Annotated in this window: 11 protein-coding genes; 2 read left to right on the top strand and 9 right to left on the bottom strand. The window is 69.7% G+C overall.

Features of this window, described 5'->3' with window-relative positions; genetic code table 11:
- Nucleotides 1-91: 91 nt before the first annotated feature.
- On the top strand, nucleotides 92-466 hold the full coding sequence (locus O3I_RS09185; RefSeq protein ID WP_014982630.1) for a hypothetical protein: 375 nt from the start codon (nucleotides 92-94) through the stop codon (nucleotides 464-466).
- Nucleotides 463-1,554 (top strand): hypothetical protein, encoded by a 1,092-nt coding sequence (locus O3I_RS45430; RefSeq protein WP_014982629.1) that lies wholly within the window; start codon nucleotides 463-465, stop codon nucleotides 1,552-1,554. Before O3I_RS09185 ends, O3I_RS45430 begins: the two co-directional genes overlap by 4 nt.
- A 476-nt stretch (nucleotides 1,555-2,030) precedes the next feature.
- Here the strand turns inward: O3I_RS45430 and proB are convergent, their stop codons facing one another.
- The 9 genes from proB to O3I_RS09135 all read right to left on the bottom strand — a co-directional run bounded on the left by proB (nucleotide 2,031) and on the right by O3I_RS09135 (nucleotide 14,597).
- The gene (gene proB / locus O3I_RS09175) at nucleotides 2,031-3,167 is read right to left on the bottom strand and encodes a glutamate 5-kinase (protein WP_014982628.1); all 1,137 of its coding nucleotides are present in this window, start codon (nucleotides 3,165-3,167) and stop codon (nucleotides 2,031-2,033) included.
- Between the two features lie 52 nt (nucleotides 3,168-3,219).
- Nucleotides 3,220-4,674 carry a GTPase ObgE gene (gene obgE, locus O3I_RS09170; protein WP_014982627.1) on the bottom strand — a complete coding sequence of 485 codons (1,455 nt, stop codon included), beginning with the start codon at nucleotides 4,672-4,674 and terminating at the stop codon, nucleotides 3,220-3,222.
- 134 nt (nucleotides 4,675-4,808) lie between these two features.
- Complete coding sequence (rpmA, locus tag O3I_RS09165; protein ID WP_014982626.1) at nucleotides 4,809-5,075, bottom strand: 50S ribosomal protein L27; 267 nt, start codon at nucleotides 5,073-5,075, stop codon at nucleotides 4,809-4,811.
- A 22-nt stretch (nucleotides 5,076-5,097) separates the two neighbouring features.
- A complete protein-coding gene (gene rplU, locus O3I_RS09160) occupies nucleotides 5,098-5,409 on the bottom strand; it encodes a 50S ribosomal protein L21 (protein ID WP_014982625.1) in 312 nt (103 codons plus the stop codon).
- Between the two features lie 340 nt (nucleotides 5,410-5,749).
- Nucleotides 5,750-9,010, bottom strand: a complete 3,261-nt coding sequence (locus tag O3I_RS09155) for a translation initiation factor IF-2 N-terminal domain-containing protein (protein ID WP_041562503.1) — start codon at nucleotides 9,008-9,010, stop codon at nucleotides 5,750-5,752.
- A gap of 539 nt (nucleotides 9,011-9,549) precedes the next feature.
- Nucleotides 9,550-9,966, bottom strand: a complete 417-nt coding sequence (ndk, locus tag O3I_RS09150) for a nucleoside-diphosphate kinase (protein ID WP_014982623.1) — start codon at nucleotides 9,964-9,966, stop codon at nucleotides 9,550-9,552.
- A gap of 82 nt (nucleotides 9,967-10,048) precedes the next feature.
- Nucleotides 10,049-10,456, bottom strand: coding sequence for a DUF4233 domain-containing protein (locus O3I_RS09145; protein ID WP_014982622.1), 408 nt, complete (start codon nucleotides 10,454-10,456; stop codon nucleotides 10,049-10,051).
- Nucleotides 10,453-11,922 (bottom strand): bifunctional tetrahydrofolate synthase/dihydrofolate synthase, encoded by a 1,470-nt coding sequence (gene folC / locus O3I_RS09140; protein WP_014982621.1) that lies wholly within the window; start codon nucleotides 11,920-11,922, stop codon nucleotides 10,453-10,455. The genes O3I_RS09145 and folC overlap by 4 nt, the downstream gene beginning before the upstream one ends.
- The gene (locus tag O3I_RS09135; protein ID WP_081593933.1) at nucleotides 11,919-14,597 is read right to left on the bottom strand and encodes a valine--tRNA ligase; all 2,679 of its coding nucleotides are present in this window, start codon (nucleotides 14,595-14,597) and stop codon (nucleotides 11,919-11,921) included. Before O3I_RS09135 ends, folC begins: the two co-directional genes overlap by 4 nt.
- Between the last annotated feature and the right edge of the window lie 20 nt (nucleotides 14,598-14,617).

Here is a 14,617-nt window from a genome sequence, read left to right as displayed (position 1 = left end):
GCTCGTCGGTCCGGCCGAGCGCCGACCAGTGCTGACCGGATACTCGGCTTCGGGATAGTCTGGGGCGGACCGACCATCTCAGGGGTGTGCGATGACGATCGAGACCAGCCGAGCCGATATCACCCGGTTCAAGCAGGCGGCCCAGGCAGGAACAGTCCAGTTCGATCCGGCTGCGGCGCGGCAATGCGCGGAGATGTACGAACGGCAGGCCGAACGGCTGAGCTACCTGCAGCAGCGCCTCGAATCCGCCGCTGAACTCGGCGGATTCGGCGGATTCGTCTCCGCCCAGCAGTTACAGGCCGGCTTCAATCACAAAGCACGGGATGCCGCGGCGTTGCTCGATCACTACATCGAAGCCGCGTATCGGATGAAAGAAGCGTTCTTGATCAGCGGCGGACTACTCGAAGAAGCCGATGCCGCCAACGCCGCCGCACTGCGCGCCGTCGCCTCCCGGGTGCCGCGATGACCGGCGTCGACCCCGACTACATCAGCTCGATGGAGCACTTCGAGTCGATGCGGCACGAAGAGATCTACGCCAAAGCCCAGCAGATCGACGCCGCCGAGGTGCTGCGCGCGTCGGTCGCGTGGCTGGAGGTGGCGGGCACGCTCAGCACCTCCTTCCCGCTCACCCGGACCAGCACCGACCGGGTGATGAATTCGATGGAGTGGCAAGGCGCCGCGGCCGACGCCGCGTTCGCCAGCACCCGCAGCTTCGCCGCGTCGGTGGACGAACTCGCCGCGATCATGGGGCAGGTCGGCGCCCGCCTCGGCGGGGTGGCCGCGGCCGCCGAGGCGGTCAAGATCGCCGTCGCGCCGCCCGGTGGCTCCGGGCCGATCGGGGCCGTCGCCAAACTCCTGGAAGCCGCGCACGTCATCGACGCGCAGATGGCGGAGGAGGCACTGCGCCAAGAAGCGGTGCTGGCCATGAACATGGTGTACAAACCGGCGTACAGCACGGCGGGCAAAGCTGTTCCGGCGCTTCCTGGTCCGCCGCAGCTGCCCGGTATCCAGTCGGCGCCGCCGCCACCGAAACAACGCCAGGCGCCCCAGTACTTCCCGCAGGACGAGCAGCCGTCGACGCCGCAGGACAGTTACCCGTCCGCGCCGAACGGTCAACCGCAGGGCCCGTCTCCCGAATCGCAAGCGCCACAAGGCCCTTCGACGCCATCGCCGACGCCCGCGCCGCCGACCACCCAATCGCCCTCCCCCACACCGGCTCCGCCGACTACGCAGGCTCCGCCGACCCAGGACGCGCCGCCCACCACCCAGGCGCCGCCACCGACAACACAGCAAGCGCCTCCGCCGCCACCCACCACCCAGGCACCACCGCCCCCGCCGCCTACCCATGAGCCGCCGGCCCCGCCGACCCGCGACGCCCCGCCGCCCGCTCCACCGAGCCAGCAAGCGCCGCCACCCCCGCCCCCCGGCCAACCCCCGGCCCCCCTCCCCGACCCGGGCGGCCAACCGGGCGTCACCGGCCCCATCCCCTCGGAAGACGAACAACAACCCCCGTCGACCACCAACCAACCCGGCGTGGTCCCGTCCCAGAAGTAGCGCCCAATCCACCTGGGCCGCCGCATATCCCAACGGCCCAGGTGCCGCCATCGAGTCGGTGTCGACCTCGATCGGCGAGCGCGCGTCCACGGCGGCCCGGTCGAACAGCCTGCCTGCCGCAACGGGTGCGGCAGCGCAGAAGGGGCGCGAAGGCCCCACGAAGTGCGGCGGCGGGCGGAGACAGCGAGGTCCGCTCTCGCCCAGATCTTGGGCACAGCAACGGTTTTCACGTCAGCGGAGCGCACGATGGGCCGAGCGGACAGCGGTCGCGGTACCGGCGCACGCCGGGCAGGACGCCGAACCGCAAGAGCAGGGCACGACCGCGCCTCCGAGTCGCAGAATCACGCCGTGCACAGTCACCCGAGCACCGCCGCGCACAGTCATCCGAACACGGAACCACGCCGCGCACAGTGACCCGAAAGGCGGAGCCGGGCCACGCGGAGTGGGATCGGTTCGCGACGCGATGCCGGGGCGGCTCAGACCTTTACGAGGTCGTCGGCGTGGATTACGGGGCGTTGCATGGTTTCCGGGAGTTCGGCGGTGGAGTGGCCGAGCATGGTGGTGAGTTCGGTGCTGTCGTAGGCCACGACGCCGCGGGCGACGATGCGATCTTCGGTGGTGACGAGGTCGACCACGTCGCCGCCGTAGAAGCGGCCGCGCAGGCCGGTGATGCCTGCGGCCAGGAGGGAGCGGCGGGCCACGACGGCTTGGGCCGCACCGTCATCGATGAGCAGCGCGCCGCGGCTGTCGGCGGCGTGCCGGACCCAGAACTTGCGGGCGGACAGGCGCACCGGGCGGGCGGCGAACGCGGTGCCGACCGTGCCGCCGGTCAACGCGACGTCCGCGGCGGTCGCGGCGGCGAGCAGCACCGGCACGCCCGCGTCCGCGGCCAAGCGGGCGGCGGACAGCTTGGACGCCATGCCGCCGGTGCCGAGCGCGCCACCGCTGCCCGCGATCACCCCGTCCAGGTCGGCACTGCTGCGCACCTCGGGGATGAAGTTCGCGGCGCCCTTGCGCGGGTCGCCGTCGTAGAGGCCTTCGACGTCGGAGAGCAGGACCAGGGCGTCGGCCCCGACCAGGTGTGCGACGAGGGCGGCGAGCCGGTCGTTGTCGCCGAAACGGATCTCTTCCGTTGCGACGGTGTCGTTTTCGTTCACCACGGCGATCGCGCCGAGCGAGCGCAGGCGGTCCAGGGTGCGCTGTGCGTTGCGGTGGTGTTCGCGGCGCGCGAAATCGTCTGCGCTGAGCAGAACTTGGCCGACCGTGCGGTCGTAACGCGCGAACGAGGTACCCCAGGCGTGCGCGAGTGCGAGCTGGCCGACGCTGGCCGCGGCCTGTTTCGTGGCGAGGTCACGCGGCCGGCTGCTGAGCCCGAGCGGTGCGATACCGGCGCCGATGGCGCCCGAGGACACCACCACCACATCGGATCCCGCGCGCATCCGCGCCTCCACCGCGTCGGCGAGCCGGTCGAGCCGCGCGAGGTCGATCCCGCCTGCCAGACTGGTGAGCGCGGACGAACCGATCTTCACGACCACCCGCCGCGCCGACGCGATCGCCTGCCGCGCCTCGCTCAGCTCCGAACCCACCTCGGTCACACCCGAATTCCCCGTCATAGCCCTCGAACTCCCTGCGCCGCAATCGAATCCACCGACACCGGACCGGTCGCTACTCCTCGTCGTCCTTGACCAGACCGCGGCGCACCCGAGAAGCGTGTTTGCGTTCGGCGGCGCTGATCCGGTTGTCCTGTTCCAGACGGATATCCGTGCCGCGCCCGGTGGGCACCATGTCGATGCCCGCCGAGATCTGCGGCTCCCACTCGAAGGTCACGTTGCCGATCGTCACCGGGGCACCCGGCTCGGCGCCCTGCTTGACCAGTTCGTCTTCCACGCCGAGGCGGGCGAGCCGGTCGGCGAGGTAGCCGACGGCCTCGTCGTTGTCGAACTGGGTCTGCTTGACCCAGCGTTCCGGCTGCGGGCCGCGCACGATGAAACCGCCCGGCTCCTCGGGATCGGCGATGACGCTGAACCCGGTCTCGTTGACCGCGATCGGCCGGATCACCGGCCGGGCGGGCGCCGCCTTCGGATGCGCCGCCCGATACTGGAGCACCAGATCGGCGAGTGCGAAGGTCAAGGGCCGCAGACCTTCTCGGCTCACCGCCGAGATCTCGAAGACCGGCCAGCCCCGCGCGGTGAACTCCGGGGTGACCATCTCGGCGAGCTCGGCGGCGTCCGGGACGTCGATCTTGTTCAGGATCACCACGCGCGGCCGATCGGCCAGGTCGCCGAGGGCGGCGTCGGCGCTGAGCGCCGGTTTGTAGGCAGCGAGTTCGGCTTCGAGCGCGTCCACGTCGGATACCGGATCACGGCCGGGTTCGAGGGTCGCGCAGTCGACGACGTGCGCGAGTACCGCGCACCGTTCCAGATGCCGCAGGAAGTCGAGGCCGAGCCCACGGCCTTCGCTCGCGCCGGGAATCAGGCCGGGCACATCGGCGACGGTGAAGGTGGTGTCCCCGCTGAGCACCACGCCGAGGTTCGGCACCAGGGTGGTGAACGGGTAGTCCGCGATCTTCGGCTTGGCCGCCGACAGCACGGACACGAGCGAGGACTTCCCCGCCGACGGGAAGCCGACCAGGCCGACATCGGCGACGGACTTCAATTCGAGAACGAGGTCGCATTCCTCGCCGTCCTCGCCGAGCAGCGCGAAGCCCGGGGCTTTGCGCGCCTTCGAGGCGAGTGCGGCGTTGCCGAGACCGCCGCGGCCGCCGCGGGCCGCGATGTAGCGGTTGCCCGCGCCGACGAGGTCCATCAGGACCTTGCCCTCGTTGTCGAGCACCATGGTGCCGTCCGGCACCTTGAGCAGCAGGTCGGTGCCCTGCTTGCCGTCGCGGTTACCACCCTCGCCCGGCTTGCCGTTGCCGGCCTTGGCGTGCGGGTGGAAGTGGAAGTCCAGCAGGGTGTGCACGTTGGAATCGACCTCGAGGATCACGTTCCCGCCGTGGCCGCCGTTGCCGCCGTTGGGCCCGCCGAGCGGCATGAACTTCTCGCGGAGCACCGAAGCGCACCCGTGTCCGCCCTTGCCTGCGCGCACGTGCAGTACGACACGGTCGATGAACTTGGACATGTGGCGATCATCCTCCTTCAGGACTGGTCGTTGGCTGAGGCTGTGCTGGAAACGCACGGGGGCCTGCTGAAAACACAAAACGGGCCAGGGTTTGCGACCCTGACCCGCTCGGCTGTTGTCTGGAGAGGTAAGGCCTAGGCCTCGACCGGCTCCGCGACGACGATGTTGACGGTCTTGCGTCCACGCTTGGTGCCGAACTCGACGGCGCCCGCCGCGAGGGCGAACAGGGTGTCGTCACCGCCACGGCCGACGTTCACGCCGGGGTGGAAGTGGGTGCCACGCTGACGCACCAGGATCTCGCCCGCGTTGACCTTCTGGCCGCCGAAGCGCTTCACGCCGAGTCGCTGGGCGTTGGAATCGCGACCGTTCCGGGAGCTGGATGCACCCTTCTTGTGTGCCATAGCTGAATCTCCTCGGGATGTCTTACTTGATGCCGGTGACCTTGATGACCGTCAGCGGCTGACGGTGACCCTGACGCTTGTGGTAGCCGGTCTTGTTCTTGAACTTGTGGATGCGGATCTTCGGGCCCTTGGTCTGCTCGACGACCTCCGCGGCCACGGAGACCTTGGCCAGCTTGGCGGCGTCGGTGGTCAGGTCTGCCCCGTCGACGACGAGAACCGGATCCAGGGAGACGGACGTGCCCGGCTTACCCTCGATCTTCTCGACCTTCACCAGGTCACCGACCGCGACCTTGTACTGCTTTCCGCCGGTCTTGACGATCGCGTACGTTGCCATCGGTCGGCTTCCTCCACTCGAATAAGTACAGTCATGTTTCTTCTCGCGGCGCAAGTTCGCGACGCGAGATGTTCTTGGCTGGCTTGCTGCGCGGGGCGTGGTATAACGCCCATCGCCAGGCAGCGACCGACCAAGGTTACCAGAGCACCCCGGCAACGACACAATCCGGCCGTCGGCAGCCCGCGAGCAACTCGGCGGCCAGGGGTTTCGGTCCCAGGCAGCCGGGCCGGCCGCGGTCTGCGCGGCGCGGTGCGGCCCGACGAAACCGCCCACCGGCAAACGATTCGGCCGGTCGTACCCCGCGGGTGCGACCGGCCGAATCAGGCTGACGAATCAGCTGTTACGACTCGTCCGGCGGCGGCCCCGCGGGACGCCCGACCGCACGCCGCCGCGGCCTGCGCTCCGGCACCACGACCGGGACATCCGCCGTGTAGTCGACGGCGGGCGCGGGCGCGTGCTCCGCGGTCGGCAGCACGAACACCGCGCCGCTGCTGTCCGCGGCGGGCGCGGACACCGAACGGGCCACCCGACGCCGCCGGGCGGGGCGCGGCGCCGGTTCCGGCGCGCCGTTGGTCACCGCATGGTTGTCGGCAGCCTTCGGCTCTGCTCCCTTTGCCTCGGCAGCGACCGGCTCAGGGGCCTTTGCCTCGGCAGCGACCGGCTCCGGTGCGACCGGGGCCTGTGTGCGCGTCTCGACCTCGACGACCTCGGCCGGTTCGGTCTCCTCGTCCTGCGCGGGCACGGCGACCACGGCCTCGGTGGTGACGGCCTCGGTCACCTCGTCGGCAGCGGTGGCGTGTTCCGGCTCGGCCACGGGGGTCTCGACCGCCGATGCCTGGTCAGCGGAATCGGCCGCAGCGGAACCCGCTCCGGTATCGACCGGGCCCGACTCGGCCTCGACCGCCTTCGGCTCCTCAGGCGCCGCGTCCTCACCGTGGTGGGCCGCCATCGCCAGCGCGACCGGATGGGCCCGCTTGACCGCGATGTCCTCCTCGGACTCCGCGACCGCGGTGCCGTTGGCGGCGGCCGCGGGTGCCGCCGGAGCGGCGCCCTTGTCGCGACCGCGACGACGACGCGACCCGGTTTCCCGGGTGCCGCGGCTCGCGCTCTCCTCGCCGGAGGACGGCTCCACGGGGTACGCGTGCACCAGGATGCCGCGACCGTGGCAGTGCTCACACGTGGTGGAGAACGCCTCGACCAGGCCGGTGCCCAGCTTCTTCCTGGTCATCTGCACCAAGCCGAGCGAGGTCACCTCGGACACCTGATGCCGGGTGCGGTCCCGGCCCAGCGCCTCGGTCAGCCTGCGCAGCACCAGGTCCCGGTTCGACTCGAGCACCATGTCGATGAAGTCGACGACGATCATGCCGCCGATATCGCGCAACCGCATCTGGCGCACGATCTCCTCGGCCGCCTCCAGGTTGTTGCGGGTGACCGTCTCTTCCAGGTTGCTGCCGCCGGCGCCGGTGAACTTGCCGGTGTTCACGTCGACCACGGTCATCGCCTCGGTGCGGTCGATCACCAGGGTGCCGCCCGAGGGCAGCCACACCTTGCGATCGAGCGCCTTGGCGAGCTGCTCGTCGATACGGTACGTCTCGAACACGTCCACGCCGTTGTTCTCGTGCCGGGCGACCCGGGCGAGCATCTCCGGCGCGACGGTGCCGATGTACTTCTCGACCGTGCTCCAGGCCCGGTCACCCTCGATGACGAGCTTCGAGAAGTCCTCGTTGAACAGGTCGCGGATGACCTTGACCAACAGGTCCGGCTCTTCGTACAGCGTCTTGGGCGCGCCGTCGTTCTTGCCCTCGGCGGCCTTCTCGATGGTGCGCCAGGTGGCCTGCAGGCGTTCGACGTCGCGGGCCAGTTCCGCCTCGGCCACGCCTTCGGACGCGGTGCGGATGATCACGCCCGCGTCGTTGGGCACGATGTCGCGCAGGATCTCCTTGAGCCGCTTGCGCTCGGTATCGGGCAGTTTGCGGCTGATACCGGTGGACGTGCCGCCCGGCACGTACACGAGGAAGCGGCCGGCCAGGCTGATCTGCGTGGTCAGCCGGGCACCCTTGTGCCCGACCGGATCCTTCGAGACCTGCACGAGCACCTGATCGCCGGGCTTGAGCGCCTGCTCGATCTTGCGTTCCTTGCCACCGAGCCCGGCGGCCTCCCAGTTCACCTCGCCCGCGTACAGCACGCCGTTGCGGCCGCGGCCGATGTCGACGAACGCCGCCTCCATGCTGGGCAGCACGTTCTGCACCTTGCCGAGGTAGACGTTGCCCACCATGGACGCGGACCCGGTGCTGGTGACGAAGTGCTCGACCAGGATGTTGTCCTCGAGCACCGCGACCTGCGTCGCGGTCGGATGGTCCGGGAACGCCTTCTCGCGCACCACCATCACCCGGTCGACCGCCTCACGGCGGGCCAGGAACTCCGACTCGGTCAGGATCGGCGGGCGGCGCCGACCGGCCTCGCGGCCGTCGCGCCGGCGCTGCCGCTTGGCCTCCAACCGGGTGGAACCGGTGATGCCCTGCACCTCGTCGACCGTGGTGGCGCGGCTGCGGCTCTTGTTCCGCGGTTCGCGCTCGTGCACGACGGTGTTCGGCGGGTCGTCCTCGGTGACGTCGGCGGCATCACCGGAATCACCGGCGACCTTGCGCCGACGGCGCCGACGCCGGCGGCGGCTGGAGCCGTCGCCCGCGTTCTCGTCGTCGTCGGCATCGGCGTTGTCGTCGGCCGCATCGGCCGACTCCGCGGTATCGGCGTTCTCGGCGGGCTGCTCGTCGTCGGTATCCGACTCGGCCTCGCCGTCGTTGTCGTTCTCGTCGTCGGAGTCGCTGTGCTGTTCGCCACGACCGCGGCCCCGGCCCCGGCGGCCCCGCCGCCTGCGGCGCGGCTGATCGTCGGCGTCGTTCTGCTGGTCGGCGGTGTCCTGCTCGTCCTCGACGGTCTCGGGCTCTTCCTCGACCTGCTCGACCACGGGCTCTTCGCGGCGGGTCTCCCGCTCGGTACGGCGCTTGCGGCGGGCCTGCTCGGCCGCGGCGGCATCCGGCGGCAGGAACAGCGGCGCCTGCACCACGGCGGCGGACTCGAAGACCACCGGCGCGGCGACGTGCGGCTCTTCCCGGACGGGATGGGTGAACAGCTGGATCGACGGCTGGTGCGCGACCTCGCTCGGCCGCTCGGCGCCGGCCGACCCGACGATCGGGTCCGGCGCGGAGAAGACGAGGCCGCCGTGGCCCCGGCTCGGCTGCGACTCGACGATCTCGGCCTGCTGCTCGACCGGAGCTGCGGCGGCGGGCGCCGGGGTTTCCGCGGCCGGGGCAGCCGGGGTTTCGTCCGCCGTGGCAGCAGGAGTCTCGGCGGCTTGGGGCGCGGCGGTCGCCGCGGGGGTCTCCCCCTCCGGCGGGCCGAGCGCGTCGCGGACGGATTCCGCGATCGCCCGGTCGACGTTGGATTGCGCGCTGCGCGCGTCAGCTCCCAGCTCGGTGAGCTTGGCCAGGATGCGCTTGCTCGTTACTCCCAGGCGCTTGGCGAGTGCATGAACTCGGATCCGCTCCGGCAATTGTTCCGCATCCTGTGGTGTTGTTCCCGATGGCTCTTGTTCGGCCACGAAGTCTCCTCGGACCCCCGGGCGCGTCCCTCCCGGTAAGGAGTGACGCGGCCGACGCGGGGGCACTGTCCGTTCGCCTCACGCCGCTCGGCGCAAGGTCATCTGGTCTCGCCCCGCATGTCCGGTTATCACCATGTCGATCGTCGGTTGGGCTAACTGGTCACGCGGCGCCTGGCTGTTGGCTGAACTCCACGGTGTGAGCGCTCATCCAGCGTGCCGACGCGAACAGCGGGCCCCAGCAACCGGGCCTTTTGTCCGTGGCAGCGATGATCGGCATCGAACCGCGGTGTGTCATCCGGTTGCGATCGTCCCGATCATCCGCGTACCTGCGCGAACAGTCGGCATCAACAGCAACCGCTTCCAAGTATCCCACACCACGCGCGGCAAGTACGCCGCGGCGCACGGCTACGCTGCGCTCACTCATAAGCTTCGCTGCGCTGACGCTCGGCTTCGCCGCACGCCGGAGGCGCTGTTGCCATGGGTGTCGATGGCCCGGCCGCGGCGGTCGCGCGCGACCGGGCGGGGTCGGCAACTGTCGGTTAAATGCGGAACTCCGGGAACCAGAGAGCAATCTCTCGTTTGGCGGATTCGGGCGAATCGGACCCGTGCACCAGGTTCTCCTGGGTCTCCAGGGCGAAGTCGCCCCGCACGCTGCCGGGCACGGCCTTCTCGACCGGGTCGGTGCCGCCGGCGAGCTGCCGGAACGCCGCGATGGCGCGCGGCCCCTCCAGGATGGCCGCGACGACCGGACCGGAGGTGATGAATTCGATCAGGGAGCCGAAGAACGGCTTCTCGGCGTGCTCGGCGTAGTGGCCCTTGGCCAGGTCCTCGGACACATGCTTCAGTTCGAGAGCCGCGATCTTCAGGCCCTTGCGCTCGATGCGTACCAGCACCTCGCCGACGAGGCCACGGGCCACACCGTCCGGCTTGATGAGTACCAACGTCTGCTCAGTCACGGCGACACTCTAACCGGCACCCCCACCGGGTACCGAACCCGCGGTTCGGTCGCGAACACGGCGGACCTTGGCGAAGCCCGATTCAGGAGGAACGCGGGAGCCGCTGGCTCGGCAGCAAACCCTTCTCGATCCGGCCGCGCACGTCGGCGCGCAGCACCAGGATGAAGCCCCACACCACGGCGAAGACGATGCCGATGATGCCGATGGAGAGATGGATGAAGGTGCCGAGCAACACCAGAACCTGCAGGCCCAGATTGAACGGCATCGCCCAGGGGCGGCCCTGCAGTCCGGCGCCGAGGAACATCACGAGGGCGAGCACGACGAGGTAGGTCCCCGACCACCAGGTCACCCCGCCGCCGACCGAACCGACGACCGGCAGCGCGAGCAGCACCACGATCGCCTCGAGCACGAGGGTGCCCGCCATGACGCCGCGGAAACCCTTCCACGGGTCCGTGGCGGGCGGTGGCACCGAACCGGTCTCGTCGGTCATGCCGGGTCCTTTCCGAACAGTGCGCGCGTCGCGCCCGCGGTCACCACCGAGCCGGTCACCACGACGCCCGCGCCGGACACCATCTCCCCGGCCTCGCCGACCTCCTCGGCGATGGCGATGGCGGACTCCAGCGCGTCCGGCAGGGTCGAGGCGGTGATCACGCGCTCGTCGCCGAAGCGCTGGACCGCGAGATCGGCGAGCACGTCCACGTCCATCGCGCGCGGGGAACCGTTGTTGGTCACGACGATTTCGTCGAACACCGGCTCCAGCGCGCTGAGGATGCCGTCGGCGTCCTTGTCTGCCAGTACCGCGACCACACCGACCAGCTTACGGAAGTCGAACTCCGCGGTGAGGGTGGCCGCGAGGGCCTGCGCGCCCGCGGGATTGTGCGCGGCGTCGATGAAGATGGTCGGCGCGTTGCGCATCCGCTCGAGCCGGCCCGGACTGGTCACATTCGCGAAACCCGCACGCACGGCGTCGATGTCGAGCTGCCGGTCGGCGCCGGCGCCGAAGAAGGCCTCGACCGCGGCGAGCGCGAGTACCGCGTTGCGCGCCTGGTGCTCGCCGTGCAGCGGCAGGAAGATCTCGTCGTAAACGCCACCGAGGCCCTGTAATTCGAGCTGCTGGCCGCCGACCGCGATCTGCCGGGCGAGCACCCGGAATTCGCCGCCCTCGCGGGCCACCGCGGCGTCGACCTCGACGGCGCGGCGCAGCAGCACATCCATCGCCTCCGGGTCCTGTTCCGCGATGATCGCGACGGTGTCGCGCGGAATCAGCAGGTCCGGTGCGCGTTTGATGATGCCGGCCTTCTCCCCCGCGATGCTGGTGAGATCGGTGCCGAGAAAGTCGGTGTGGTCCATGCCGATCGGGGTGATCACCGCGATCTGCCCATCGATCACATTGGTGGCGTCCCAGGTGCCGCCCAGGCCGGTCTCCACCACCGCGACATCGATCGGCGCTTCGGCGAACGCGGCGTACGCCATGCCGGTGAGCACCTCGAACTTGCTCATCGGCGGGCCGCCCGCGTCGGCCGACTGCGCGTCGATCATCTCGATGAACGGCACCAGCTCGCGGTAGGTCTCCACATACTGGGCCGGGCTGATCGGCGCGTTGTCGATGCTGATCCGCTCGGTGGCCAGTTGCAAGTGCGGGCTGGTGATCCGGCCCGTGCGCCGGTGCAGCGCGGTGAGCAGGGCGTCGATCATCCGGGTCACCGAGGTCTTGCCGTTGGTGCCCGCCACATGGATCGCCGGATAGCTGTGCTGCGGCGAGCCGAGCAGATCCATCAGGGTGGCGATCCGGGTGAGCGACGGCTCGATCTTGGTTTCCGGCCAGCGGGTGTCGAGTTCGGCTTCCACCAGCGCCATTTCGGCGAGTTCGACCGGCGACGGACCGGAACTCAGCCGCGGCCCCGCCGCCGGGTGCCGCAGTTCGTCGCCGTATTGCGGCTCCGGTTCGTGGTTCATTTGCCGCTCAGTTCCGCGAGCCGGGCGCTGATCCGGGCCACCTCGGCGGTGGCGATCTCCTGCCGCGTCTTGATCTTGGCGACCACCGGTTCCGGCGCCTTGGCGAGGAAGGCCTCGTTGCCGAGCTTGGCCGTGGTGGTGGCCACTTCCTTCTCCGCGACGCCCAGATCCTTTTCCAGACGGCGACGTTCGGCATCCAGATCGACGGCGCCGGAGGTGTCCAGTTCCACCGTGACGGTGGCCGCGCTCAACCGGACCTCCAGCGAGGCGGTCGCCGCGAAATCGGCGCCGGGCTCGGTGAGCCGGGCCAGGTTCGCCACCGGTGCGTGCAGGTCGGTCAGCCCGGCGGCGTCGAGGCCGTTGAGCTTGGCCGCCACCTTCTGCTTGTCCGCCAGACCCTGGTCGCTGCGGAACCGGCGGATCTCGGTGATGAGCCGCTGGGTGTCCGAAACCCGTTGCGCGGAAACCTGATCGGTCGGCACGCCGGTGGCCTGCGGCCAGGCCGCGACCACCAGGGACTCGCCGCCGGTCAGCGCCTGCCACAGCGATTCGGTGACGAACGGGATGACCGGGTGCAGCAGCCGCAGCACCGCATCCAGCACGCTGCCGAGCACCACCCGGGTCGATTCGGCGCGGGTTTCCTCGGCCGCGAACTGCACCTTGGTCAATTCCAGGTACCAGTCACACAATTCGTCCCAGGCGAAGTGGTACAGCGCCTCGCAGGCCTTGCTGAACTCGTAGGCGTCGAAGGCCGAATCCACTTCGGCGCGCACCTCTTCGAGCCGGTCCAGGATCCAGCGGTCGGCATCGGTGAGCGTGGCACGATCCGGCAGCGCCCCGGTGTGCGCGCCGTTCATGAGCGCGAACTTGGTGGCGTTGAACAGCTTCGTGACGAAGCTGCGCGAGGCGAGCGCGTGCTGCTCACCGACCGCCGCGTCGCTACCCGGTTGCGCACCGCGCGCCAGCGTGAAACGCACTGTGTCCGCGCCGTATTCGTTGATCCACACCAGCGGGTCGATGCCGTTGCCACGCGACTTGGACATCTTCTTGCCGTGCTGATCGCGGATCAGGCCGTGCAGGAACACATCCTTGAACGGCACCTGCCGCGCGCCGTTCTTGCCCGCAGTGAGCACCGGGTCGTCGGCCACGAACGTGCCGAACATCATCATCCGGGCCACCCAGAAGAACAGGATGTCGTAGCCGGTGACGAGCACGTTCGTCGGGTAGAACTTTTCCAGTTCCGGTGTCGCGTCGGGCCAGCCCAGCGTGGAGAACGGCCACAGCCCGGAGGAGAACCAGGTGTCGAGCACGTCCGGGTCCTGCACGTAGCCCTCGGGCGCGGTCTCGTCGGGACCGACACACAGCACCTCGCCCTCGGGGCCGTACCAGATCGGGATGCGGTGACCCCACCAGAGCTGTCGCGAGATGCACCAGTCGTGCATGTTGTCGACCCAGTCGAACCAGCGCGGCTCGGAGCTGGCCGGGTGAATCACGGTGTCGCCGTTGCGCACCGCGTCACCGGCGGCCTTGGCCAGCGACTCGACCTTGACCCACCACTGCATGGACAGGCGCGGTTCGATCGGCTCGCCGCTGCGCTCGGAATGTCCGACGCTGTGCAGGTACGGCCGCTTCTCGGCGACCACCCGGCCCTCAGCGGCGAGCCGCTCACGCACCGCGACGCGCGCCTCGAACCGGTCCATGCCGTCGAATTCGGTTCCGGTATCGACGATCCGACCGCGCTCGTCCATGATGTTCGGCATCGGCAGGCTGTGCCGCACGCCCATCTCGAAGTCGTTCGGGTCGTGCGCGGGGGTGATCTTCACTGCGCCGGAACCGAACTCGGGATCGACGTAGTCGTCGGCGATGATCGGGATCTGCCGGCCGGTGATGGGGTGTTCGAGGGTGGTGCCGACCAGCGCCCGGTAGCGCGGGTCCTCCGGGTGCACGGCCACCGCGGTGTCGCCGAGCATCGTCTCGACACGGGTGGTTGCGACGATCACGTGCGGTTCGTCGTCGTCGAGCGAGCCGTACCGGAGCGAGACCAGTTCGCCTTCGACGTCCTCGTACTTGACCTCGATGTCGGAGATCGCGGTGCGCAGCGCGGGCGACCAGTTGACCAATCGCTCGGCGCGGTAGATCAGCCCGGCGTCGTAGAGCCGCTTGAAGATCGTCTGCACGGCGCGGGACAGGCCGTCGTCGAGGGTGAATCGGTCCCGGCTCCAGTCGACGCCGTCGCCGAGCGCGCGCATCTGCCACTGGATGGCGCCACCGGATTCGCGCTTCCAGTCCCACACCTTGTCGATGAACAGCTCGCGACCGAAGTCTTCCTTGGTCTTGCCGTCGACGGCCAGCTGCTTCTCCACCACTGTCTGGGTGGAGATTCCGGCGTGGTCCATGCCGGGCAGCCACAGCACCTCGTAGCCCTGCATCCGCTTGCGGCGGGTGAGGGTGTCCATCAGGGTGTGGTCGAGGGCATGGCCGATGTGCAGGTTACCGGTGACGTTCGGCGGGGGTAGCACGATGGAGTACGGCGGCTTGTCGCTGGTGACGTCCGCCTCGAAATAGCCAGCGGCTACCCAGCGCTCGTACATCGAGGCCTCTACCTCGCCGGGGTTCCAGCTCTTGGGAAGGGCATCGGCACGATTACGTGGATTGTCAGGGGCTGCGCTGGTCACCCGACGATTCTAGTAGTCGG

The sequence above is a fragment of the Nocardia brasiliensis ATCC 700358 genome, from assembly GCF_000250675.2.
GTDB classification, from domain to species: domain Bacteria; phylum Actinomycetota; class Actinomycetes; order Mycobacteriales; family Mycobacteriaceae; genus Nocardia; species Nocardia brasiliensis_B.
This window is presented reverse-complemented; position numbering and strand designations above follow the sequence as displayed.

Bases quoted from the DNA above. Each gene is read 5' to 3' on its own strand.
- O3I_RS09145 (WP_014982622.1), bottom strand. From the start codon at position 10,456: ATGACCGACGAGACCGGTTCGGTGCCACCGCCCGCCACGGACCCGTGG.
- proB (WP_014982628.1), bottom strand. From the start codon at position 3,167: ATGACGGGGAATTCGGGTGTGACCGAGGTGGGTTCGGAGCTGAGCGAG.
- obgE (WP_014982627.1), bottom strand. From the start codon at position 4,674: ATGTCCAAGTTCATCGACCGTGTCGTACTGCACGTGCGCGCAGGCAAG.
- rplU (WP_014982625.1), bottom strand. From the start codon at position 5,409: ATGGCAACGTACGCGATCGTCAAGACCGGCGGAAAGCAGTACAAGGTC.
- rpmA (WP_014982626.1), bottom strand. From the start codon at position 5,075: ATGGCACACAAGAAGGGTGCATCCAGCTCCCGGAACGGTCGCGATTCC.
- folC (WP_014982621.1), bottom strand. From the start codon at position 11,922: ATGAACCACGAACCGGAGCCGCAATACGGCGACGAACTGCGGCACCCG.
- O3I_RS45430 (WP_014982629.1), top strand. From the start codon at position 463: ATGACCGGCGTCGACCCCGACTACATCAGCTCGATGGAGCACTTCGAG.
- O3I_RS09185 (WP_014982630.1), top strand. From the start codon at position 92: ATGACGATCGAGACCAGCCGAGCCGATATCACCCGGTTCAAGCAGGCG.